This is a genomic window from Bradyrhizobium yuanmingense (genome assembly GCF_025200905.1).
Lineage (GTDB): Bacteria > Pseudomonadota > Alphaproteobacteria > Rhizobiales > Xanthobacteraceae > Bradyrhizobium > Bradyrhizobium yuanmingense.
In genome coordinates this window covers 182,825-202,468 of record NZ_CP104173.1, presented here as the reverse complement: position 1 = coordinate 202,468, position 19,644 = coordinate 182,825, and the positions used below count along the sequence as shown (strand labels likewise).

Annotated in this window: 22 protein-coding genes and 1 tRNA gene; 10 read left to right on the top strand and 13 right to left on the bottom strand. The window is 65.2% G+C overall.

Features of this window, described 5'->3' with window-relative positions; all coding sequences use genetic code 11:
* The first annotated feature begins 37 nt into the window (after positions 1–37).
* Positions 38–1,012: a ketopantoate reductase family protein gene (locus N2605_RS00930; protein ID WP_225148510.1), complete on the top strand. Its 975-nt coding sequence runs from the start codon at positions 38–40 to the stop codon at positions 1,010–1,012.
* A 3-nt stretch (positions 1,013–1,015) separates the two neighbouring features.
* On the opposite strand, the gene N2605_RS00925 is transcribed toward N2605_RS00930, so the two are convergent.
* Together N2605_RS00925 and N2605_RS00920 are read right to left on the bottom strand one after the other, a co-directional pair.
* Positions 1,016–1,693 (bottom strand): alpha/beta hydrolase family protein, encoded by a 678-nt coding sequence (locus N2605_RS00925; RefSeq protein WP_225137642.1) that lies wholly within the window; start codon positions 1,691–1,693, stop codon positions 1,016–1,018.
* Positions 1,694–1,819: 126 nt separating this feature from the next.
* Positions 1,820–2,476 carry a TetR/AcrR family transcriptional regulator gene (locus tag N2605_RS00920; RefSeq protein WP_051057177.1) on the bottom strand — a complete coding sequence of 219 codons (657 nt, stop codon included), beginning with the start codon at positions 2,474–2,476 and terminating at the stop codon, positions 1,820–1,822.
* Between the two features lie 72 nt (positions 2,477–2,548).
* On the opposite strand from N2605_RS00920, the gene N2605_RS00915 reads away from it, so the two are divergent.
* The gene (locus N2605_RS00915; protein ID WP_063824119.1) at positions 2,549–3,490 is read left to right on the top strand and encodes an SDR family NAD(P)-dependent oxidoreductase; all 942 of its coding nucleotides are present in this window, start codon (positions 2,549–2,551) and stop codon (positions 3,488–3,490) included.
* 122 nt (positions 3,491–3,612) lie between these two features.
* Here the strand turns inward: N2605_RS00915 and N2605_RS00910 are convergent, their stop codons facing one another.
* Together N2605_RS00910 and N2605_RS00905 are read right to left on the bottom strand one after the other, a co-directional pair.
* Complete coding sequence (locus N2605_RS00910) at positions 3,613–5,169, bottom strand: acyl-CoA synthetase (protein WP_036014511.1); 1,557 nt, start codon at positions 5,167–5,169, stop codon at positions 3,613–3,615.
* Positions 5,166–5,903, bottom strand: coding sequence for a TetR/AcrR family transcriptional regulator (locus N2605_RS00905; RefSeq protein ID WP_036014513.1), 738 nt, complete (start codon positions 5,901–5,903; stop codon positions 5,166–5,168). The genes N2605_RS00910 and N2605_RS00905 overlap by 4 nt, the downstream gene beginning before the upstream one ends.
* A gap of 87 nt (positions 5,904–5,990) precedes the next feature.
* On the opposite strand from N2605_RS00905, the gene N2605_RS00900 reads away from it, so the two are divergent.
* The 5 genes from N2605_RS00900 to N2605_RS00880 are packed head-to-tail and all read left to right on the top strand — an operon-like array spanning position 5,991 to position 10,050.
* Positions 5,991–7,172 carry a lipid-transfer protein gene (locus N2605_RS00900; RefSeq protein WP_036014515.1) on the top strand — a complete coding sequence of 394 codons (1,182 nt, stop codon included), beginning with the start codon at positions 5,991–5,993 and terminating at the stop codon, positions 7,170–7,172.
* A gap of 8 nt (positions 7,173–7,180) precedes the next feature.
* A complete protein-coding gene (locus N2605_RS00895; RefSeq protein ID WP_036014516.1) occupies positions 7,181–7,636 on the top strand; it encodes a MaoC family dehydratase N-terminal domain-containing protein in 456 nt (151 codons plus the stop codon).
* Positions 7,633–8,043: a MaoC family dehydratase gene (locus tag N2605_RS00890; protein ID WP_225127098.1), complete on the top strand. Its 411-nt coding sequence runs from the start codon at positions 7,633–7,635 to the stop codon at positions 8,041–8,043. The genes N2605_RS00895 and N2605_RS00890 overlap by 4 nt, the downstream gene beginning before the upstream one ends.
* 20 nt (positions 8,044–8,063) lie before the next feature.
* Positions 8,064–8,891: an SDR family NAD(P)-dependent oxidoreductase gene (locus N2605_RS00885; protein WP_225153441.1), complete on the top strand. Its 828-nt coding sequence runs from the start codon at positions 8,064–8,066 to the stop codon at positions 8,889–8,891.
* 13 nt (positions 8,892–8,904) lie between these two features.
* Positions 8,905–10,050 carry an acyl-CoA dehydrogenase family protein gene (locus N2605_RS00880; RefSeq protein ID WP_225153439.1) on the top strand — a complete coding sequence of 382 codons (1,146 nt, stop codon included), beginning with the start codon at positions 8,905–8,907 and terminating at the stop codon, positions 10,048–10,050.
* A gap of 175 nt (positions 10,051–10,225) precedes the next feature.
* Here N2605_RS00880 and N2605_RS00875 read toward each other — a convergent pair whose 3' ends face one another.
* Positions 10,226–11,206, bottom strand: coding sequence for a helix-turn-helix domain-containing protein (locus N2605_RS00875; RefSeq protein ID WP_225153437.1), 981 nt, complete (start codon positions 11,204–11,206; stop codon positions 10,226–10,228).
* A 120-nt stretch (positions 11,207–11,326) separates the two neighbouring features.
* Between N2605_RS00875 and N2605_RS00870 the strand changes: the two genes are divergently transcribed.
* A complete protein-coding gene (locus N2605_RS00870) occupies positions 11,327–12,052 on the top strand; it encodes an alpha/beta fold hydrolase (RefSeq protein ID WP_225137660.1) in 726 nt (241 codons plus the stop codon).
* Positions 12,053–12,096: 44 nt separating this feature from the next.
* Here the strand turns inward: N2605_RS00870 and N2605_RS00865 are convergent, their stop codons facing one another.
* From N2605_RS00865 to N2605_RS00855, 3 genes are all read right to left on the bottom strand, one after another.
* On the bottom strand, positions 12,097–13,236 hold the full coding sequence (locus N2605_RS00865; protein ID WP_057027798.1) for an amidohydrolase/deacetylase family metallohydrolase: 1,140 nt from the start codon (positions 13,234–13,236) through the stop codon (positions 12,097–12,099).
* Positions 13,237–13,389: 153 nt separating this feature from the next.
* Positions 13,390–14,112 carry a DUF2569 family protein gene (locus tag N2605_RS00860; protein WP_225153435.1) on the bottom strand — a complete coding sequence of 241 codons (723 nt, stop codon included), beginning with the start codon at positions 14,110–14,112 and terminating at the stop codon, positions 13,390–13,392.
* Between the two features lie 119 nt (positions 14,113–14,231).
* Positions 14,232–14,308, bottom strand: a tRNA-Arg gene (locus N2605_RS00855).
* Between the two features lie 137 nt (positions 14,309–14,445).
* Here N2605_RS00855 and N2605_RS00850 point away from each other — a divergent pair.
* Positions 14,446–14,805, top strand: a complete 360-nt coding sequence (locus N2605_RS00850; RefSeq protein WP_225153433.1) for a VOC family protein — start codon at positions 14,446–14,448, stop codon at positions 14,803–14,805.
* 7 nt (positions 14,806–14,812) lie between these two features.
* On the opposite strand, the gene N2605_RS00845 is transcribed toward N2605_RS00850, so the two are convergent.
* The 4 genes from N2605_RS00845 to N2605_RS00830 are packed head-to-tail and all read right to left on the bottom strand — an operon-like array spanning position 14,813 to position 18,392.
* Entirely contained in the window at positions 14,813–15,769 is a 957-nt protein-coding gene (locus N2605_RS00845) for a tripartite tricarboxylate transporter substrate-binding protein (protein ID WP_225153431.1), read from the bottom strand.
* A 47-nt stretch (positions 15,770–15,816) separates the two neighbouring features.
* Positions 15,817–16,188, bottom strand: a complete 372-nt coding sequence (locus N2605_RS00840; RefSeq protein WP_036014542.1) for a dimethylsulfonioproprionate lyase family protein — start codon at positions 16,186–16,188, stop codon at positions 15,817–15,819.
* 26 nt (positions 16,189–16,214) lie between these two features.
* Positions 16,215–16,853: an RraA family protein gene (locus N2605_RS00835; protein ID WP_036014544.1), complete on the bottom strand. Its 639-nt coding sequence runs from the start codon at positions 16,851–16,853 to the stop codon at positions 16,215–16,217.
* Positions 16,854–16,874: 21 nt separating this feature from the next.
* Entirely contained in the window at positions 16,875–18,392 is a 1,518-nt protein-coding gene (locus N2605_RS00830; protein ID WP_036014546.1) for an AMP-binding protein, read from the bottom strand.
* Between the two features lie 231 nt (positions 18,393–18,623).
* Here N2605_RS00830 and N2605_RS00825 point away from each other — a divergent pair, with 231 nt between their 5' ends.
* Complete coding sequence (locus N2605_RS00825) at positions 18,624–19,247, top strand: hypothetical protein (RefSeq protein WP_057027447.1); 624 nt, start codon at positions 18,624–18,626, stop codon at positions 19,245–19,247.
* Positions 19,248–19,410: 163 nt separating this feature from the next.
* Here N2605_RS00825 and N2605_RS00820 read toward each other — a convergent pair whose 3' ends face one another.
* Positions 19,411–19,626, bottom strand: coding sequence for a hypothetical protein (locus tag N2605_RS00820; RefSeq protein ID WP_225113663.1), 216 nt, complete (start codon positions 19,624–19,626; stop codon positions 19,411–19,413).
* Positions 19,627–19,644: the final 18 nt, after the last annotated feature.

The window sequence follows — 19,644 nt, the reverse complement described above, 5'->3', positions numbered from 1 at the left end:
TGCGGGCGACACCACGGGATGGATACGGGATATCAATATGCGCATCTGCATTTTCGGCGCAGGCGCCGTCGGCAGCCACATTGCGGTACGGCTGGCGCGCGCCGGCCATGAGGTCAGCTGCGTGATGCGGGGCGCGCATCTGGAGGCGGCCCGCGCGGGTGGGCTCAAGCTGCGCGTCGGCGATTCCGAGGTCGGCGCCAAGGTGAACGCGTCAGGCGACCCGGCCCAGCTCGGCCCGCAGGACGTCGTGATCTCGACCTTGAAGGCGACGGCGCTTCAGGGACTGGTTTCCAGCATCAAGCCGCTGCTCCAGGACGATACTGCGATCGTGTTCGCGCAGAACGGCATTCCCTGGTGGTACGGTATCGGCCTGCCGCCGCGGCACCCGACACCGCCCGACATTTCATTCCTCGATCCCGGCGGGCGCCTGCGCGCCTGCATCCCGAAGGAGCGGATCATCGGCGGCGTGATCTTCTCCTCCAACGAGGTGATCGCGCCCGGCGTGGTGCAGAACCTGACGCCGGACCGCAACCGCCTCCTGATCGGCGAATGCGACGACCGCAATTGCGAGCGGATCACGAAACTGCGCGGCGTCTTCAACGATGCGCGGCTGGAATCGCCGCCGGTCGCCGAGATCCGCGAGGCGATCTGGTCAAAGCTGCTGACCAACATGTCGCTGTCGGTGCTGTGCCTGCTTACAGGCCAGACCGCGCGCGGCGTGCGCGACGACCCCGCCTTCACGGAGGTAATTCCGCGCATGCTGAACGAGGCCAACGAGATCGCCCAATACTTCATTCCCGAGGTCAAGCGTGCCAGCCGCAGCGGCCCCGCCCCCAACCACAAGCCGTCGCTGCTGCAGGATTACGAGCTCGGCCGCGCCATGGAAGTCGACGTGCTGGTGAAGGCGCCCCAGGCCTTCGCGCGCACCGCCGGCCTGTCCACGCCGACGCTCGACCTGATCGCCGCGCTCGCGATCCAGAAGGCGCGCGACAAGGGGCTTTATTCCGCGTGAGCCTCAGGCGAGCGCATCGATCCAGGCCGCGAGCGTGTCCAGCACCTCGTTGAGCGCCTCGTCATTGCTACGGCCGGATTTCTTGAGCACCGCAAAGGAATGGTCGCCGCCTGCGACCTCATGCAGCGTCGCCTTACGCCCGAGCCGCTCGATGACGGGCTCGATATGGGCAAGATCGGCAAGCTCATCGCGTGTGCCTTGCAGGAACAGCATGGGAATCGCGATTGCAGCGAGATGCTCGGCGCGCTCGCTCGACGGCTTCTTGGCGGCATGGAGGGGAAAGCCGAGGAAGGCCAGCCCCTTGACATCGGGGAGCGGCGACTTCGACTGCGCCTGCGAGGTCATGCGGCCGCCGAATGATTTTCCACCGGCAACGAGCTTCAGCCGGGGGCAGAGCCGCCCCGCCTCCGCGACCGCGGCGCGCACGCTCGCGTGTGCGATTGCGGGCGGGTCAGGACGTCCCTTCTTCGCTTCCATGTAGGGAAAATTGAAGCGGAACGTCGCAATGCCGCGTTCGGCAAGGCCGGCTGCAACCTTCTCCATGAAGGAATGCCGCATGTCTGCGCCGGCGCCGTGCGCCAGGACGTAGCAGGCGCGCGCGTGGGTCGGCTGCGTCAGGATCGCCGAGACCGTGCCGATGCGCTCGATGTCGAGCTTGAGCTCTGTCGTCTTGCCCGTCATGACCTACGCAAGCCTCGATGTGCATCTAAAGCGCGATGAGATCTGGATGAATCGTCATGACGCTTTAGGTTGTTGTTTGCGCATGATCTTTCCGGAAAACCGCTTCGCACTTTTACGGATCATGCTCTATTGGCGCGTGCCGCTCGCGGGCCAGAGATAGTTCAGGACCTGATCGAGCGTCATCATGATCTCGCGGCGTCCGGCCTCATTGTTCACAGAGCCAAATTTCTCCTCGAGCGCAAGCTTGGCAAAGCCGTGAACGGTGGACCAGGCCGCCGCAGCCGCCGTCTTCGCCTCCTTCGCGGTGCCGCCGGTCAGCTCGGCGACGACGACCTCGAACGCATGGCCGGCGGCCCTGCTCGCCTGCTTCAGGCGCGCATCGTCGGCAACCAGCCGCTTGTTGGCAAACATCATCTGGAAACGGCCGGGATGCCTCAACGCATAATCGACATAAGCAAGTCCCTGGGCGTGGAGCTTGTCGCGGACGCCCTGCTTGCCGGAGGCCGCCTCGCGCAAGGCGCCGGCAAGCGCGTCGTAGCCGCGGATCGCCACTTCGGTGAGAAGGCCCTGGGCGTTGCCGAAATGATGCGATGGCGCGGCCGGCGAAACGCCGGCGCGGCGTGCGGCTTCGCGCAGCGTGAAGGCTTCCGCGCCCTGCTCGGCGAGAATGGCTTCGCTCGCGGCGATCAGCGCCTCCTGCAATTCGCCGTGATGGTATCCGACCTCCGGCCTTGGCCGGGTCGGAGCGGTGCTGCGCTTGGCGGCGGGGGGCCGTTTCTTCATGTAACTTGACACTGTTCAGATTGCAGCATATCTATCTTAACACTGTTCAGATTGAGCGGACCGGAGTTCGAAATGACCGAAATGCAGAATATCATCGCGAGCCATCCCGTAAAGCGGCGTCATCTGGTCGGGGGCGCGGCCCTCGGCATGCTCGCAGGTGCCGTCGGCGGCCTCGCCGGCGGCGTGGCGCTCGGCCAGGGCGCGGCGCTGCCGCAGCAAAAGCCGAGCGGCAAGCAAAGGTTCGCGGGCAAGGTCGTCATCGTCACGGGCGGCACCTCCGGAATCGGGCGGGCCGCAACGCTGATGTTCGCCGCCGAGGGCGGCCGCGTCGCCTTTTGCGGGCGCAACACCGACCGTGGCAAGCAGGTGGAGACCGAGGTGCGCGAGTCCGGCGGCGAGGCCGTCTTCATTCGCGCCGACCTGCGCCACGAGTCCGAGGTGAAGGCGCTGGTCGACGCGACGATCGCGCGCTACGGACGGCTCGACGTCGCCTTCAACAATGCCGGCATCTCCATCGAGAAGCCGCTGCATGAATTCAGCGCGGCCGAATTCGACGACGTGATCGGCACGGATCTGCGCGGCGTGTTCCTGTCGATGAAATATCAAATCCCGCACATGCTGGAGAAAGGCGGATCGATCGTCGTCACCTCCTCGTCCAACGCCATTGCGACGTCGGCCAAGCGCTCGGCCTATTCGGCTGCCAAGCGGGGACTGGTCGGCCTGGTGCAGGCCGCGGCACTCGACTACGCAAAGCATGGCATCCGCATCAACACCTTGATCCCCGGCACCACGGACACCCCGATGATCCGCCGGCTCGCCGGCATGGAGGGCCTGCCCGATGCCGCCTGGCACGTCGGCATCGCGCAATGGGCTAAATCCAACGTCCCGGGGTTGCAGCGCCTGGCGACGCCCGAGGAGATCGCGGCTTTTGCGCTGGTGCTGGCCTCAGACGATCATCCCTACACGACCGGGGGCCAGTTCGTGATCGACGGCGGCAAGACGGCTCATGGCTAGATCGGACGCAGCCTGAAAACACAGTTCATGGCGATCCCGGTGGGCGTATCCGCGCGACCACGATCTGGAAAACATCAATCTTCGCGCGTCCTCGGCGCGCAGGCCGTAACGCGCGGGAGCCGTCAGCTGACCCGCCGTTCCCGCCCCTCCCAGAACGGCCTGCGCAGCTCGCGCTTCAGCACCTTGCCGGCGCCGGACAGCGGCAACGGCGTCTCGGTGATCTCGATGCTGCGCGGACATTTGTAGCCGGCAATCAACGTCTTCGTGAACTCGATCAGCTCGCCGGTCGAAACCTCTACGCCGCTGCGTTTGACCACGACGGCATGGACCTGCTCTCCCCATTGCTCATTGGGAATTCCGATCACGGCGCATTGCAGCACCGACGGATGCTGGGCCAGCGCGTTCTCGACCTCGACCGAGTACACATTCTCCCCGCCCGAGATGATCATGTCTTTCACCCGGTCGACGACATAGATGAACCCGTCCTCGTCCATGTAGCCGCCATCGCCCGTGTGCATCCAGCCGTCGACGACGGCGCGCGCGGTCTCCTCCGGCCGCTCCCAATAGCCCATCATCACGGTGTCGCCGCGCACCACGATCTCGCCGACCGCGCCCGCCGGCAGCGGCTGGTCGTTCTCGTCGACGATCCGCACCTCGCAACCGAGCGTGGCGCGGCCCGCACCGCGATGACGTCCCTTTCTGCGCCCCTCCGCGACATGCTCGTTCGCATGTAGCAGCGTCGCGATCGGCGACAATTCGGTCATGCCATAGGCCTGGGTGAAGCGCACATGCGGCAGTGCGCGCGCGGCACGATCGAGCACCGCCTCGCTGATCGGCGAGGCCCCGTAGATGATGTTCTTCAGGGACGAGAGGTCGTATTTGCCGATCGCGGGGTGATCGACGAACATCTGGATCATCGTGGGCACCAGCAGCACGTCGGTGACGCGCTCGTTCTGCATCGCAGCCATCACGCCTTCGGGCGTGAAGCCCTGAACGATCACGTTCGAGCCGCCGGAGAGCAGCAGCGAATACATCGCCGCCCCGTTGGCAAGGTGAAACATCGGAGCCGCATGCAGATAGATCGCGCTTGCCGGAAACAGGCCTTCGCCGAGTGCGTTGAGCGCATTGGCCATCAGATTCTGGTGACTGAGCATCACGCCTTTGGAACGGCCGGTGGTGCCGCCGGTGTAAAAGATGCCGGCGAGATCGTCGCTTTTGCGCATGGCGTCGGGCACCCGAGCGCTGCCCGCAACCAAAGCCTCATAGCTCTCCATCCCCGCCGGCGCCTCGCCATCGTCGGCATAGATCAGCTTCAGCCCCGGAATGGCGCCGGCGAGCTGCGCGCCGACCTGCGCAAAGGCCTTGTCGACCAGCAGAACGGACGCGCGGCAGTCGCGCAGCGCATCCTCGTTTTCCAGCGCGCTCCAGCGGATGTTGAGCGGCACGATCACGCCTCCCGCCCAGCCGGTCGCCAGATAGAGCTCGAGATAGCGGTCCGAGTTGAAGGACAGCACCGCAACACGGTCGCCGTCCCTGACGCCGCGCGTGCGCAGGCCGCCGGCCAGCCTTGTAACGCGCTCGCCGAGCTCGCCCCAGCTGCGCCGCCGCTGGCCATAAACGGTCGCCAGCCCATTCGGATTGATCTGCAGCGCCCTGCGCAGGCCGTGCGTGATGTTCATCCCGTCTCTCCTCCCGTGCGTTTCTTCCCTGTTGTCTTGCGTCCTGAGTTGCGCCCTTGCGGCGCCCTCGGCGTCTTCCTTGTCGTCTGCAGCCGAACCTGGGACGCCAGGCCGTCCGTCAGCCGCACCGTGAACTCGTCGGCGATCGCGGTCGGCGACAGCTTGCCCTCCCGTCGATACCAATGGCCGATCCAATTGAGCGAACCCGCGATCGCGAAGGCTGCAAGCTTGGGATCGCAAGGCCTGATCGAACCGTCGGCGATGCCCGCGGCAATGTAACGCCGGAAGGTGGCGTCGATCCGCCTCTTGGCGGCGCGTGCGACACCGGCGTTCCGCTCGGCCAGATCGCGCAAATCGAAACGCACCAGGCTCGCGCCGAAATCGGTCGCCATCAGTTCGGCATAGGCGTGCACCAGCTTGCGCAGCTTGGCGAGACCCGAACCGCCGCCGGCGTTGATCTCCGTGATCACGCCGTCGACGAGTTCGGCGCCCATCGACCAGCATTCGAACAGGATCTCGTCCTTGCCCCGGAAGTAATTGTACAGCGCGGGCTTGGTGATGTTCAGCCGGTCCGCAACCTCGTTCAGCGTCACGCGGTGATAGCCCTGCTCCAGGAACAGCTGCACGGCGGCGCGCAGCACCGCCTCGCGCTTTTCGTCGCGGGCGCGGCGGCGGCTCTCGAACGGCAGCCAGGGCGATGGCGATGAGGGTGGAACGGGGGGCGCTGAATCCATGCTCGTCGGTTGACTCTCGTGGGGTTCGGCCGATATGTTACCCATGGGTAAGAAAAAGTCCAATGGGTAATTTATTGGGAGGAAGCCATGTCTGACGTCATCGTCGCAGGGGTCGGCATGATCCCGTTCGCCAAGCCGGGCGCGAGCGCGCCCTATCACGAGATGGGGACGGAGGCGATCAAGCTGGCGCTCGCCGATGCCGGCCTCGGTTACGACAAGGTGCAGCAGGCCTATGCCGGATACGTCTACGGCGATTCCACCTGCGGGCAGCGCGCGCTGTATCACGTCGGGATGACCGGCATTCCCATCGTCAACGTCAACAACAATTGCTCGACCGGATCGACCGCGCTGTTCATGGCGCGGCAAATGATCGCAAGCGGGGCGCTGGATTGCGTGCTGGCGGTCGGCTTCGAGCAGATGAAGCCCGGCGCGCTCGGCAGCGTCTACACTGATCGCCCGAGCGCGTTCGAGGAGTTCGACGCGGCTGCGGACCAGTTGATCGACGCCCCCGGCATACCGCTGGCGCTGCGCTATTTCGGCGGCGCCGGGCTCAGCCACATGAAGAAGTACGGCACCCCGCTCGACGCCTTCGCCAAGGTGCGCGCCAAGGCGAGCCGCCATGCCAAGAACAATCCGCTCGCACTCTTCCGCAAGGAGGTCAGTGCGGACGATGTGATGAACGACCAGGTGATCTGGCCCGGCGTCATGACGCGCCTGATGGCGTGCCCGCCGACCTGCGGCGGCGCCGCCGCCGTGCTGGTCTCCGAGCGGTTTGCGGACAAGCATGGCATCGGCAAAGAAGTACGCATCGCGGCGCAGGCCATGACCACCGATACGCCCTCGACCTTCAAGGCCGGCGACATGATGCAGCTGGTCGGCTACGACATGGCCAAAGAGGCGGCAGGCCGAGTCTATGAAAGCGCCGGCATCGGCCCCGGTGATCTCGACGTGGTGGAGCTGCACGACTGCTTTGCTCATAACGAGCTCATCACCTACGAGGCGCTCGGCCTCTGCGGCGAGGGTGAAGCCGGCAAGTTCATCAATGACGGCGACAATACCTATGGCGGCCGGATCGTGACCAATCCGTCCGGCGGATTGCTGTCCAAGGGACATCCGCTCGGCGCCACCGGGCTTGCGCAGTGCTACGAGCTGACGCGGCAGCTGCGCGGCACCGCAGGCTCGACGCAAGTCGAGGGTGCCAAGGTCGCGCTCCAGCACAATCTTGGCCTCGGCGGCGCTTGCGTCGTCACGCTCTACAAGCGGCACTGATATCGGCCATGGTCGACCAGTCCGCCGTAGGGCGCAGCTTCACGCCGGTCACCGCGCGCGTGGAGCCCGGCCGTCTCCGCTACTTCCTCAACACGCTGGGTGAACAGAATCCGGTCTACCGCAATGCGGATGCTGCCCGGGCGGCCGGGTTCACCGGCATGCCGGTGCCGCCGACCTATCTGTTCTGCCTAGAGATGATGGACGTCGACGACCCCTTCGAAATGTTCAGCGCGCTCGGCATCAATCTGTCCCGCGTGCTGCATGGTGAGCAAAGCTTCGCCTATCACGCCCCGGTTCTGGTCGGCGACACCCTGACGTTTCGACCGCTGGTGACCAGCGTCGTGGACAAGAAGGGCGGCGCGATGACGCTGATCGGCATCCGATGCGAGGTGACCAACCAGGACGGCGTGCATGTCGCCGATACCGCGCGCACCATCGTCGTCCGCGACGAGGCGGCGTCATGACGGCATCCGAAGACATAAAGGCCGGCGAGCGCATCGTCCACAAGGTCTTTCCGCCGATCACCCGCCACACGCTCGCGCTCTATTGCGGTGCATCGGGCGATCATAATCCGATCCACGTCGACATCGACTTCGCCAAGGCGGCCGGATTTCCCGATGTGTTCGCCCACGGCATGCTGGTGATGGCCTCTCTTGGGCAGGCGCTGACGGATGTGGTGCCGCCGTCGAAGCTCCGCAGCTTTGCGACCCGGTTCGTCTCGATCACTCAGCTCGGCGCCAAGCTCACTTGCGAAGGCACCGTGACCGAGCTCTTCGTCGAGGACGGCGAGCGTCGCGCAAGGCTCGCGCTCACCACCAAGGACGATCGCGGCGAGGTCAAGCTCGAAGGCAGCGCCGTCGTCGCGCTGTGACAGCAAGAGGACTCATTCAAATGACAAGACTGCAGGGAAAGGTCGCGCTCGTCACCGGCTCAGGCCGGGGCATCGGACGCGCGATCGCGCTCAAGCTGGCGCGCGAAGGCGCCAGGGTGGTCGTCAACGACCTCGATGCCGAGCCCGGCAACGCCGTGGTCGCGGAGATCGAGGCACTCGGCGGCAATGCCACTGCCGTGAACGGCAGCGTCGCCGAGGCGGGCTTCGCCGATCGCTTCGTCGGCGCCGCGCTGGACAAGTTCGGCGGGCTCGACATCATCGTCAACAATGCCGGCTATACCTGGGACTCCACCATCCAGAAGATGACCGACGAGCAGTTCCAGGCCATGCTCGACGTCCACCTCGTCGCGCCGTTCCGGATCCTGCGCGCGGCCGCCGAGCCGATCCGCGTCTTCGCCAGGAAGGAGGCCGAAGAGGGACGCGAGGTGTTCCGCAAGGTCGTGAACATCTCCTCCATCGCGGGTCTCTACGGCAATGCCGGGCAGGCCAGCTATTCCTCGGCCAAGGCCTCGCTGATCGGCTTGACCCGAACCATGTGCAAGGAGTGGGGCCGCTACAAGGTCAACGTCAATTGCGTCGCCTTCGGCCTCATCAACACCCGCCTGACCCAGCCGATCGAGGCGCAGCAGAAGACCATCGACGTCGCCGGCCGCGACATCAAGGTCGGCGTGCAGCCGCACATGCTGGAAGCCATGTCGCGCATGATCCCGCTCGGCCGCGGCGGTACGCCGGAAGAGGCGGCCGACGCCGTCTATCTGTTCTGCAGTCCGGAATCCAATTATATCAGTGGTCAGGTGGTCGTCGCCGGCGGCGGCCTGATTGTCTGAGAGCGAGGCGCTGATGCATTATCGATCGTCCTGGATGACCGAAGACCTCGACGTCTTCCGCGACCAGTTCCGCAAATATCTCGCCAAGGACCTGGCGCCGCATGCCGAGAAATGGCGCGAGCAGAAAATGGTCGACCGCTTCGCCTGGCGCGGGCTCGGCGAGATGGGAGCGCTGCTGGCGAGCGTGCCGGAGGAATATGGCGGTCTCGGCGCCACCTTCGCCTATGACGCCGCCGTGCTCGACGATCTCGAGAGCACGGTGCCAGAGCTGACCACCGGCGTCTCCGTGCACAGCGCCATCGTCGCGCATTACATCCTCAATTACGGTTCGGAGGAGCAGAAGAAACGCTGGCTGCCGAAGATGGCGTCCGGCGAGATGGTCGGCGCCATCGCCATGACCGAGCCCGGCACCGGCTCGGACTTGCAAGCTGTCAAGACCACGGCGAAGAAGCAGGGCAATTCCTACGTCATCAACGGCCAGAAGACCTTCATCACCAACGGCCAGGCTGCCGATCTCGTCATCGTGGTCGCGCGCACCGGCGAGCTAGGTGCGAAAGGCATTTCGCTGATCGTGGTCGAGACTGCGGGCGCGGACGGCTACAAGCGCGGGCGCAACCTCGACAAGATCGGCCTGCACGCCTCCGACACCTCGGAGCTGTTTTTCGACAACGTGACCGTGCCGCCGGAAAACCTGCTCGGCAAGGAGGAGGGCCAGGGTTTTGTCCAGTTGATGCAGCAATTGCCGCAGGAACGCCTTGCGCTCGCGGTCGGCGCCGTCGCCTCGATGGAGCGCGCGGTCAAGCTCACCACCGACTACACCAAGGAGCGCAAGGCGTTCGGCAAGCCGCTGATGGATTTCCAGAACACCGCCTTTACGCTGGCCGAGCGCAAGACCGAGGCGATGATCGCGCGCGTCTTCGTCGACTGGTGCATCGAGCGCCTGATCGCCAAGGACCTCGACACCGTGACGGCCTCGATGGCGAAATATTGGTGCTCGGAGAAGCAGGTCGAGACCGCCGACGAATGCCTGCAGCTATTCGGCGGCTACGGCTACATGCAGGAATACCCGATCTCGCGCATCTTCATCGATTCCCGCATCCAGAAGATCTATGGCGGCACCAACGAGATCATGAAGCTGCTAATCGCGCGGTCGCTGTGAGGCGCTCCACCTCGCCCCGCTTGCGGGGAGAGGTCGATCGCGTAGCGATCGGGTGAGGGGGACTCTCCACAGGTCCGTCTCTCACCGTATTCGCGGAAGCAGCCCCTCACCCCAACCCTCTCCCCGTAAGAACGGGGAGAGGGGGCTCATCGAGCGAGTCGCCGCGCAGTTTCTCTCACCGCGCGCGCCAGTCGCGCGGCCGGCAGCCGAAGCGCTGCTTGAAGCGGCGGGTGAAGTGGGAGAGGTCCGAAAAACCCCAATCGAACGCGATGGCGCCGATCGCGCGCTCCGCCATCGCGGGAGTCCTGAGATCCCTGGCCGCGCCGTCGAGACGATGGTCGATGACGTAGTCGGTGAAGCTGGAGCCCGATCGCGCCAGCAGCTTGTGCACGTAGCGCTCGCTGATGCCGACGGCGGCGGCGACGTCTGCGACCGCAAGTCCCGGCTGGCGGAGCCGCCGGTGGATGGCACGTTTCACCGCCAGCGTGGTTGCATCGGCGAGACTCTCGGCTTCAGCTGCGTGCAGGCGGCTGCTTCGCGACAGGCTCACGGCAACCAATTCGATCAGCGCCCGGAACAGCCGCACACCTTCGTCCTCGCCCATCTGCAGCGCGCCCTCGCTGAGCGTGCGCGCGGTCTCGACAATGAGGTGGCCGACGACGGGATCGTCCGAGAGGCGTGCCGCAACGACGTCGAACGAAGCCGGCAGCCGTTCACGCAAGGCTTCTGCCGGCACCCAGAACGAGGCGACGCGCAGCTGCGGACCACGATCGTGCAGGAGCGCGAACTGGCGGTCGCTGTCGAAGATGCCGACCTGTCCGGGCGACAGGCTGATCTCGCGACCGTCCTGCTGGATGCGGCAGCGGCCGGCCAGCTTCAGGTTGAGGTAGAAGCAGCTGCGATCGGACGCCGCAATGTCGGCCGCGGAACGGCGCACCACGTGCTCAGGGAAGCTGACGCGGTTGATCGCGGCATCACCGAGACGGACATGCTCGACGCTGGCGGGAAAGGCGGCGGCGGCCGCCGGCTCCGGCGTCAGATTCATGAAAGCCTGGCAGATTGCCTCGCGATAATAGGCGAATTGCTCGTGAGGCCGTACGCCCACCGTATTCCAGGCCGAGTGGCGTGACGGAACGGGACGCTCGATCTGCTGCATCGGTTCACTCCGAGACCAATACGGTTCACTTCCAGCCAAGCGGCAAATCGGTCGCCGGTCCACACTTGCCGTGCGGCGACGCTGCGCCGATCTAACCACACCCTCGGGAGGAGCCACAATATGTCGACCTACGTTCTCGTCCATGGCGCCTGGCATACAGGCGCCGAGCTCGAGCCGGTCGCCGCGACGATCCGCGCCGCCGGCCATCAAGTCCATACCCCCACCATCAAGGGCAACCGTCCGGGCGATGCCAAGACGACCGGGTTGAAGGAAGCGATCCAATCGATCGCGGACTACCTGGCCGAGAATAATCTGAAGGACGTCATCCTGCTCGGCCATTCCTATGGCGGCATGGTTATCACTGGCGTTGCCGACCTCGTGCCGGAGCGCATCCGCCGTCTGGTCTATTGGAATGCCTTCGTGCCCAACGGCGGCGAATGCCTCAACGACATGGTGCCGCCGCATTATGTCGGACTGTTCGACGCCATCGCGGCCGAGCGCGGCGACGGCTCGGTGGTGCTGCCCTTCCCGATCTGGCGCGAGGCCTTCATCAACGATGCCGATCTGGAGACGGCGCAGCGCGCTTATGACGTGCTCAATCCGCATCCGCTGGCGACCTTCAGCGACAAGATCGCGCTCAAGAGCAATCCGGCCGAGATGCCGCTGGCCAAATCCTACATCAACTGCACCGAGGATACCGCGATGCCGCACAGCCATGGCTGGCATCCGCGCCTGTCGGAGAAGCTCGGCCTGTTTCGCCTGGTGCAGGTGCCGGGAAGCCACGAACTGTGCTTCTCGGACCCGGCGCGGCTCGCCAAGGCGATCATGGAGGCGGGACGCGACTGATCAGTGCGTCATGCGAGCACGTGGTCACGATCCGCGCGCGCCGCTCAATTCGGATGCCACCAGCGGCCGCCGATGACGACGCCTTCGGACACGATCTTGCGATCGCCGATCAGGTGCTCGCCGACGACGTCTTCATAGTCGAACTGGCCCTGCCGCACCGAGATCAACGTCGCGTCGCCGACGCTGCCCGGCTTGAGGCTGCCGAGCTCAGGACGCCGCAGCGCCATCGCCGCATTCACCGTCGATGCCGCGATCACATCCGGCAGCTCCATGCCCATGCACAGGAACTTCGACATGGTCGTCACCTGGTCATAGGCCGGTCCGTCGATGCAGAGCTGATGGATGTCCGAGGAAATCGTGTCCGGATGGAAACCATTGGCCAACATGGCGCGCGCGGTCTTGAACGCGAACGAGCCCTTGCCGTGGCCGATATCGAACAGCACGCCGCGCTCGCGCGCCTCCAGCACCGCTTTCTTCACGGTGCCTTGCGCCGTCGCCGGGGTGTTGGGAAAGGGGCGGAACGCGTGGGTCAGCACGTCGCCGGGACGCAGCCGCGCCAGCACGTCCTCATAGCTCGGCGGCGGATGATCGATATGCGCCATCAGCGGCATGCCGACCTCGTTCGCAACCTCGAGCGCGATGTCGAGCGGCACCGCGCCCGAGGTGCCCGAGGAATGCAGGCCCACGCGCACCTTGATGCCGACGATGAGATCGCGGTTGGCATCGGCCACTTCGGCCGCCTCGATCGGATTCATCAGGCGCAGCTCCTCGCTCTCGCCGACCATGATCCGGTGCGAGAAGCCGAAGATGCCGGCATGCGAGACGTGCAAATAGGCGAGGATGCGGACCTGGCTCGGCTCGATCACATGCTTGCGGAAGCCGGCGAAATTGCCGGGGCCAGCGCTGCCGGTATCGACCGCCGTGGTGACGCCGGAGAGGCGGCAGAACTCCTCGGCATCAATGCCGAGCGAGGTGCCGCCCCAATAGACATGGGTGTGCAGATCGATGAGTCCGGGCGTCACGATGAACTGCGAGATGTCGCGGACATCGGTGCCCGGATCCGCCTTGAGCCCAGTGCCAACAGCGGCAACCTTGCCGTTCGAAAATGCGACATCCGTCACGGCATCGAGCTTCTGCGAGGGGTCAATGACCCTTCCGCCGCGAAGGATCAAGTCAAAAGGCATCATGGTCTCCGGGTATGGCAACGGACAGGCACGGACCGGGCTGGAAGGTGCCCCTTCCGGCCCGGTCGCTTCTGTTAGCAATTTTTGCACCAGCCGAGCAAATCAGCGGGCATCCTGTCCGCTCGGCTTGCGGGCCGCCGGATGCATGACGGCTTACTCCGTGAACGTATTCGCGACTCTACGGGAGCGAAGGACGTAGGTTATCCAAATCGCGGTACTGATCGCACCGACGACCATTCGTGCGACTTGAAGAGGTTCGATAGTGAAAAAATCACCGAACGGACGGTTCAAGCCAATGGAAAAGATCGATGCAACCCAAACCAGATCGATCAACGGCATCAGTACCGCACAGATCATCTGCACAATGAAGAACGCTGGAAATCTACGGGAATGCATGAACAGGAGCACCGCCGTCCAGATTGCGAGACCGATCAGCGCGGCGTTCATCGCTATCTCGCCCCAAAATACGATTGAGAATTGCACCCAGGTCTCGCTGGAGATCGACTGCACATATTGCGCGGTATTGACGACGAGGCGCACGATGCCGATCATTTGGCCGAACGCCAGAAGCCCGAGCCAGCCGCTGATGCCGGTCATCTCTGGCTGGACGTCCTTGAATGAAGCGCCGTCTTCTGCGGGAGCGGCCGCCTCGCGAATGACCTCAACCGGCGGCGATGCTGGGCTTGGCGGCGGCGATTGAAGGAGCTGCTGCGTGATCTCGTGCACCTCCCCGGCCGGCTTCCAATTCTCGAAGCCGTGCCGCCAGACCAGCACGCGCCGAGGATCGGCGATACCCGCGAGAAGCGTAAGGAGTTCAGAAATCGAGAACGGGCCGCGCCGCTGCCCGCCCTCAGCGTAGTACCATGAGTCCGCCATGCAAGGCCCCCTGCACCCGCCGTATTTTAGCCGGCTGTCGGCACACGTCACGATGGAATAACGCTTGGGGGGAATACCGGCGTTGCGTGCCCTAGGCGCGGCGTAAACGCGCGGAAAAGTGGCGATCCCGGGAAGACTCGAACTTCCGACCTACGGTTTAGGAAACCGCCGCTCTATCCGGCTGAGCTACGGGACCGCGGAACCCGTGGGTGCGGGCTCGGCCCCCTCATAGCAGAGCAAAATGCGGTTCGCCAGCCGTCAGGCGGGCGAGATCGATCGTCAGCCTGAACGGGGCGGCTATACTTCCAGGCCCCTCCCAACGGAGCAGCTCACATGATCGGAAGCATCAGCGCCATCACGCTCGGCACGCATGACATGGGGCGCGCCGTGCACTTCTACCGGTCGCTGGGGTTCGAGCTCTTGTATGGTGGCGAAGCCGCCGCATTCACGAGCTTTCGCGTCGGCCCCGGTTATCTTAACCTGACGGCACAGCCGGACGACAAACGCTGGTCCTGGTGGGGCCGCGTCATCTTCCATGTCGCCGATGTCGACGCAATCTATGAGCAGGCGCGCGCCGCGGGATGGCAGCCGTCGACCACGCCGCGCGACGCAGAATGGGGCGAGCGCTACTTCCATCTCACCGACCCCGATGGCCATGAGCTCAGTTTCGCACGTCCCCTTCGTCGGGCATGACGGGGCCTCACGCCTTGATATTGTTGTCCTTCACGACCTTGCCCCAGGTGGCGACCTGCTTGTCGAAGAAGGTCTTGAAGGCGGCGCCGTGATGGAGCAGCAGCGTCATGTGTTGCGTCTCCTTCAGCTGGGCGGCGGTCGCGGGCTCGCTCAGGATCTCCTTGGACGCCGCCGCGAAGGCCGCGACGACGTCCGGCGGCGTGCCCGTGGGCGCGAAGATGCCCCACCAGGCCAGCGTCTCGAAGTCCGGGAAGCCGGCCTCGATCGCGGTCTGAGTATCAGGCAGGGCCGGCAGCCGCTCGCGGCCGAGCTGCAGGATCGGACGCAGCATATTGGTGCCGAGCTGGGCGGCGACCAGCGCCGCCGATCCCGCGATGAGATCGACGTGGCCGCCGAGCACGTCGTTCATGGCCGGCCCGCCGCCGCGATAGGGCACGTGCATGATCTCGACGCCGGCCTTGTTACCGAGCACGGTCATGGCGAGATGGCCGAGCGTGCCGATGCCGACCGAGGCATATTTCACCGCACCGGGGGTCGCCTTGCAGGCGGCAACCACGTCGGCAAAGCTCTTGTAGGGGCGGCCAGCGCCGGCCGCGATCACGTAAGGCGCGGTGCCGATCAGCAGCACCGGCATCAGCTCGCGCTCGACATCGACCGGCGGCTTGTCGAGGATCGACGGGATCACGGCGTGGGAATCGAACGTCACCAGGAAGGTCGAGCCGTCGGCCGGGCTCTTGGCGACCTGCGCCGCGCCGAGCGCACCGGCCGCGCCCGATTTGTTCTCGACCACCACGATGCGACCAAGCTTGGTCTGCAGGTTCGTCTGCAGCAGCCGCGCCATGGCGTCGGTCGATCCGCCCGGCGGGAACGGCACCACCAGCGTGATTTTGCCGGCCTGCGCCATCGCCGGCGTCAATGCGAGAATAGCCGGCGCGGCCAGCAGCGCCCGTCGTGTGATCGTCATGGTCCCCTCCCTTTATGTGTAGCGCTTTGCTTTTTTGCTTTTGAGCGCTAGGTCGTGCCGAAGCCTGATCCTGCTTTTCTGTATTCTGGCCGAGGCGGACTGAAGATGTCCAGCACGCGGGCGCCGTCCGGGCCGGCGCGCATGGTGTGCGGCACGTTCCCGGGCGTGCGCCAGAAATCGCCTTTCTTCACCGGGATTTCCTCCTCGCCCTGGACGCGGATGGCGGAGCCGTCGAGCAGCACGCCCCACTGCTCCTCGGGGTGATGATGCAGCGTGCCTTGCGCATGCGGGGCCAGCGTCACCACCGACAGCATCGCCTGCTCGCCGGAGAAGATGCGCGTGGTCACGCCGGCGGCAAGCTCGCGGAAGAGTCCGTCGCTGGCATCATCGAGATTGTGAAATTCTTCCTTCTGGCTCACGCCATCCTCCCTTCACGCTCCTCTGATCAGGACTTGCCGTAGGCGCCCTGGTAACGGCCCTCGCGGATCGCCTTCAACGTCTCCTCCTCGCGCGCGACCTGGACACGCACCGCGTCCAACAGGGCGGCCGCCCCGGCAGCGGGAAACGACACCACGCCGTCCTCGTCGCCGACGACGATGTCGCCGGGCGCAATCACGCTGCCGCCGATCGTCACCGGCACGTTGATCTCGCCGGGGCCGTTCTTGTAGGGACCGCGATGGATCACTGCGCGGGCGTAGCAGGGGAAGTCGTCGGCCGCGAATGCTGCGACGTCGCGGATCGCGCCGTCGATTACGTAGCCTTCAGCTTTGCGCCATTGCGCGATGTTCTTCATGATCTCGCCGATCAGCGCGCGCGTCTCGTCGCCGCCGCCGTCGACCACGATGACGTCGCCGGGCCCGACCAGATCCAGCGCGCGGTGGATCGCGAGATTGTCGCCGGGACGGGTGCGCACGGTGAAGGCCGTGCCCACCAGCTTGCCGCCGCGGTGATAGGGCCTCAGCCCCACTGCACCGGGTAGCCGGGCGAGATTGTCCGAGATCACCGAGGTCGGCGCGTCCCTGAACCCCTCGATGATATCGGCCGGCGGCTTCTTCACGCTGCTCGCTGCGATGGTGATCGTCATGTCAGTCCTTCCTTGCTTGTCTCATTCGGCATGCGCCCGCGCCTTCGAAGACAAGATCCGGAACGCGCGCCCCTCCTTCATCCACGTCGCACGCTCATCGCGCAACAGGGTGCGCCGAACTTTTCCGGAATCGTCGCGCGGCGGGGCGCTGACGAATTCGAAGCTTTCGGGATGCTTATAGCGGCTGAGCCGGTCCTTGAGAAAATCCGCCATGCCGTCGGCAATGGCCTGCCCGTCCGCATCGGGCTCCGGCTCGATGATGGCATGCACACGCTGGCCCAGTTCCGGATCGGGCAGGCCCACCACGACGCAGGAGCGCACACCGGGAGCCTCGGACACCGCGGCCTCGACCTCGGCCGGATAGATGTTGGCGCCGCCGCGCAGCACCATGTCCGCGAGGCGGTCGCCGAGATAGAGATAACCTTCGGCGTCCAGCCGGCCGATATCGCCGAGCGATTCCCAGCCGTCGGCGCGGCGCTTCGGCTCGGCGCCGAGATAATGGTAGGTGGCGTCCTTGCCGTCATTGTTGAGGAAATAGATCTCGCCGGTCTCGCCGGGCGCAACGTCCTTGCCGTCCTCGCCGACGATGCGAAGCTTCGCCATGTCGCCGATCTTGCCAACCGAGCCCTTGTGCGTCAGCCATTCAGTGCCGGAGATGATGCAGGCGCCCTGCCGCTCGGTGCCACCATAGAGCTCCCAAATCCGCTCGGGTCCGAGCCAGCCGATCCAGTTCTCCTTTAGCCACGGCGGCATCGGCGCAGCCATGTGGAAGACCGTCTGCAGGCTCGACAGATCGTAAGAGTTGCGCACGCTCGCAGGCAGCGCCCAGATGCGGTGCATCATGGTCGGCACGAAATTGACCCATTGCACGCGCTCGCGTTCGATCTGCCGCAGCGTCTCCTCGGCGTCGAACTTGGTCAGCCCCGTGAGCTTGCCGCCGACGAAGAGCGCATAATGCGACACGATGAACGGCGCGTTGTGGTAGAGCGGACCGGGATTGAGCAGCGATACGCCGAATGGAATATTGAGCGGCGGCGCAGCCGCGGTATCGGTCACGGCCGGCTGGTGATCGAGGATCACTTTGGGTCGGCCGGTCGAGCCGCCTGAGGTCATCGCCTTCCAGTATCGCGCCACCGGCGGCGCCAGCGGCCCATCCGAGAATCCTTCCGGCACGAAGTCGGCGGCCAACCGGTTGGGCGCATTCCAGTCGGCCTCGCCGCCGACCACCAGCGCAGGCTTGAGAATGTCGAGCACGGCGGCGGCTTCGCCGCGCGGCAGCCGCCACGACAGCGAGGTCGGCGTCGCGCCGCATTTCCACACCGCAAAGGAGGTCTCGAAGAACGCGTTGCCGTTCGGCAATCCGATCGCGACGAAATCCCCGGGCTTGACGCCCTTGGCCATGAATGCCCGCGCGCGGCGGTTGGCGCCGCGCTCGAGCTCGTCCCAGGTCAGCGTGTCCTGCCCGTGACGGATCGCAATCGTGCCGTGTGGTTTGCGTTCCGCGTACCAGCGCGGCACATCTGAGAGCGGCAGCAACATCAGGCGTTTCCATTTCGTCTTCTTGGCGTCGCCGCAGGAGTGAGGCGCTCGCGGCACGAGTGTACCAGCCTGCGGTCAGGGCGCTGTGACTCTCGCGCCACGTCAAGCACAAAATGTCAGCATCGCAGCCCTGAATTTCCTGGGTTCCATGGGTGACAAGCCGGCAAGAAAGGGGCAAAAATCCGGCTCGACTCAGTTCGGGTTGAGTTGCGCAAGGAATGCTCTCGTAGAATGTCGTCGGTCGTTACATCGCGTCGTGCGGCGCTGCTCGCCGTAGGTACAGCAGGTTTGTTCCTGCTGACGCACGGGCATGCCGAGGCGCAATGGTGGAAGCGCGCTCCGGTTGATTTCGAGGAATGCGCCGACGCCGCCGAGAAGGCCGCAACCAAAGCGGAGAAGACGGCCGCCCTTGCCGATTGCAACGCCAAGTTCGCCGGCCGCCGCAAGCCGGGCGGCGGCTATTCCTATTACGATTTCCTCCAGGATCGCACCTTCGATATCGCCGGTCCCAATCCGACGCCGGAGGAGCAGAAGAAGATCGACGAAGCCTATACGGCCTATCTCGCCAACCAGCGCCGCAGCAACGAAGCGGCCCAGGCTATCGCCCGGCAGCAGCGCGAACAGCAGGAGCAGCAGTTGCAGCAGCTGCAGCAGGTCGCGCTGCGGACCGAAGTCGCGCGCGTGCCGGTGCCGGTCGAGCGGCCGAAGGTGCAGCAAGCCGCGGGCGCGAAGCCGAAGGCTGCACCTTGCGCCAAGGGCTCGTTCTCCTGCGAATGGCCGCGGCTGTCGGAGAGCTTGAACGACCTGAAGAAGCTGTTCAACCCGACCCCGAGCAAGCCCGCGAAGAAGGGGTGAGTTGCATCCATAACCGTCATTGCGAGGAGCCCTTGCGACGAAGCAATCCAGGGTCTTTCCGCGGTGGGATTCTGGATTGCTTCGCGGAGCCTGTCATCGGGCGGCGCTTTGCGCCGACCCGGTGGCTCGCAAGGACGAGTTGGATGGAGATCAGCTCCCACCCTCAGTTCGTGCGCTTCTTCTTGCCCTGCTTCGGTTTCACCAACGGCGCAGTCGCCGGCTCCGTCACCATCGGCGAAGCACCCAACTGCGACCGGCTCTCCTGCAATCGCCTGTCATATCCAGGTGAGTTCATCACCGTCGGCGGCCTCGCATAGGCGAGCGTCGATGTGCCGCAGAAGGCGGTCAGCGCGAGCCCGATCACAAGACCACGTTTCATCGCGCTCCTCCTTTCGGG

Bases quoted from the DNA above. Each gene is read 5' to 3' on its own strand.
- N2605_RS00930 (WP_225148510.1), top strand. From the start codon at position 38: ATGCGCATCTGCATTTTCGGCGCAGGCGCCGTCGGCAGCCACATTGCG.
- N2605_RS00925 (WP_225137642.1), bottom strand. From the start codon at position 1,693: ATGACGGGCAAGACGACAGAGCTCAAGCTCGACATCGAGCGCATCGGC.
- N2605_RS00920 (WP_051057177.1), bottom strand. From the start codon at position 2,476: ATGAAGAAACGGCCCCCCGCCGCCAAGCGCAGCACCGCTCCGACCCGG.
- N2605_RS00915 (WP_063824119.1), top strand. From the start codon at position 2,549: ATGACCGAAATGCAGAATATCATCGCGAGCCATCCCGTAAAGCGGCGT.
- N2605_RS00910 (WP_036014511.1), bottom strand. From the start codon at position 5,169: ATGAACATCACGCACGGCCTGCGCAGGGCGCTGCAGATCAATCCGAAT.
- N2605_RS00905 (WP_036014513.1), bottom strand. From the start codon at position 5,903: ATGGATTCAGCGCCCCCCGTTCCACCCTCATCGCCATCGCCCTGGCTG.
- N2605_RS00900 (WP_036014515.1), top strand. From the start codon at position 5,991: ATGTCTGACGTCATCGTCGCAGGGGTCGGCATGATCCCGTTCGCCAAG.
- N2605_RS00895 (WP_036014516.1), top strand. From the start codon at position 7,181: ATGGTCGACCAGTCCGCCGTAGGGCGCAGCTTCACGCCGGTCACCGCG.
- N2605_RS00890 (WP_225127098.1), top strand. From the start codon at position 7,633: ATGACGGCATCCGAAGACATAAAGGCCGGCGAGCGCATCGTCCACAAG.
- N2605_RS00885 (WP_225153441.1), top strand. From the start codon at position 8,064: ATGACAAGACTGCAGGGAAAGGTCGCGCTCGTCACCGGCTCAGGCCGG.
- N2605_RS00880 (WP_225153439.1), top strand. From the start codon at position 8,905: ATGCATTATCGATCGTCCTGGATGACCGAAGACCTCGACGTCTTCCGC.
- N2605_RS00875 (WP_225153437.1), bottom strand. From the start codon at position 11,206: ATGCAGCAGATCGAGCGTCCCGTTCCGTCACGCCACTCGGCCTGGAAT.
- N2605_RS00870 (WP_225137660.1), top strand. From the start codon at position 11,327: ATGTCGACCTACGTTCTCGTCCATGGCGCCTGGCATACAGGCGCCGAG.
- N2605_RS00865 (WP_057027798.1), bottom strand. From the start codon at position 13,236: ATGCCTTTTGACTTGATCCTTCGCGGCGGAAGGGTCATTGACCCCTCG.
- N2605_RS00860 (WP_225153435.1), bottom strand. From the start codon at position 14,112: ATGGCGGACTCATGGTACTACGCTGAGGGCGGGCAGCGGCGCGGCCCG.
- N2605_RS00850 (WP_225153433.1), top strand. From the start codon at position 14,446: ATGATCGGAAGCATCAGCGCCATCACGCTCGGCACGCATGACATGGGG.
- N2605_RS00845 (WP_225153431.1), bottom strand. From the start codon at position 15,769: ATGACGATCACACGACGGGCGCTGCTGGCCGCGCCGGCTATTCTCGCA.
- N2605_RS00835 (WP_036014544.1), bottom strand. From the start codon at position 16,853: ATGACGATCACCATCGCAGCGAGCAGCGTGAAGAAGCCGCCGGCCGAT.
- N2605_RS00830 (WP_036014546.1), bottom strand. From the start codon at position 18,392: ATGTTGCTGCCGCTCTCAGATGTGCCGCGCTGGTACGCGGAACGCAAA.
- N2605_RS00825 (WP_057027447.1), top strand. From the start codon at position 18,624: ATGTCGTCGGTCGTTACATCGCGTCGTGCGGCGCTGCTCGCCGTAGGT.
- N2605_RS00820 (WP_225113663.1), bottom strand. From the start codon at position 19,626: ATGAAACGTGGTCTTGTGATCGGGCTCGCGCTGACCGCCTTCTGCGGC.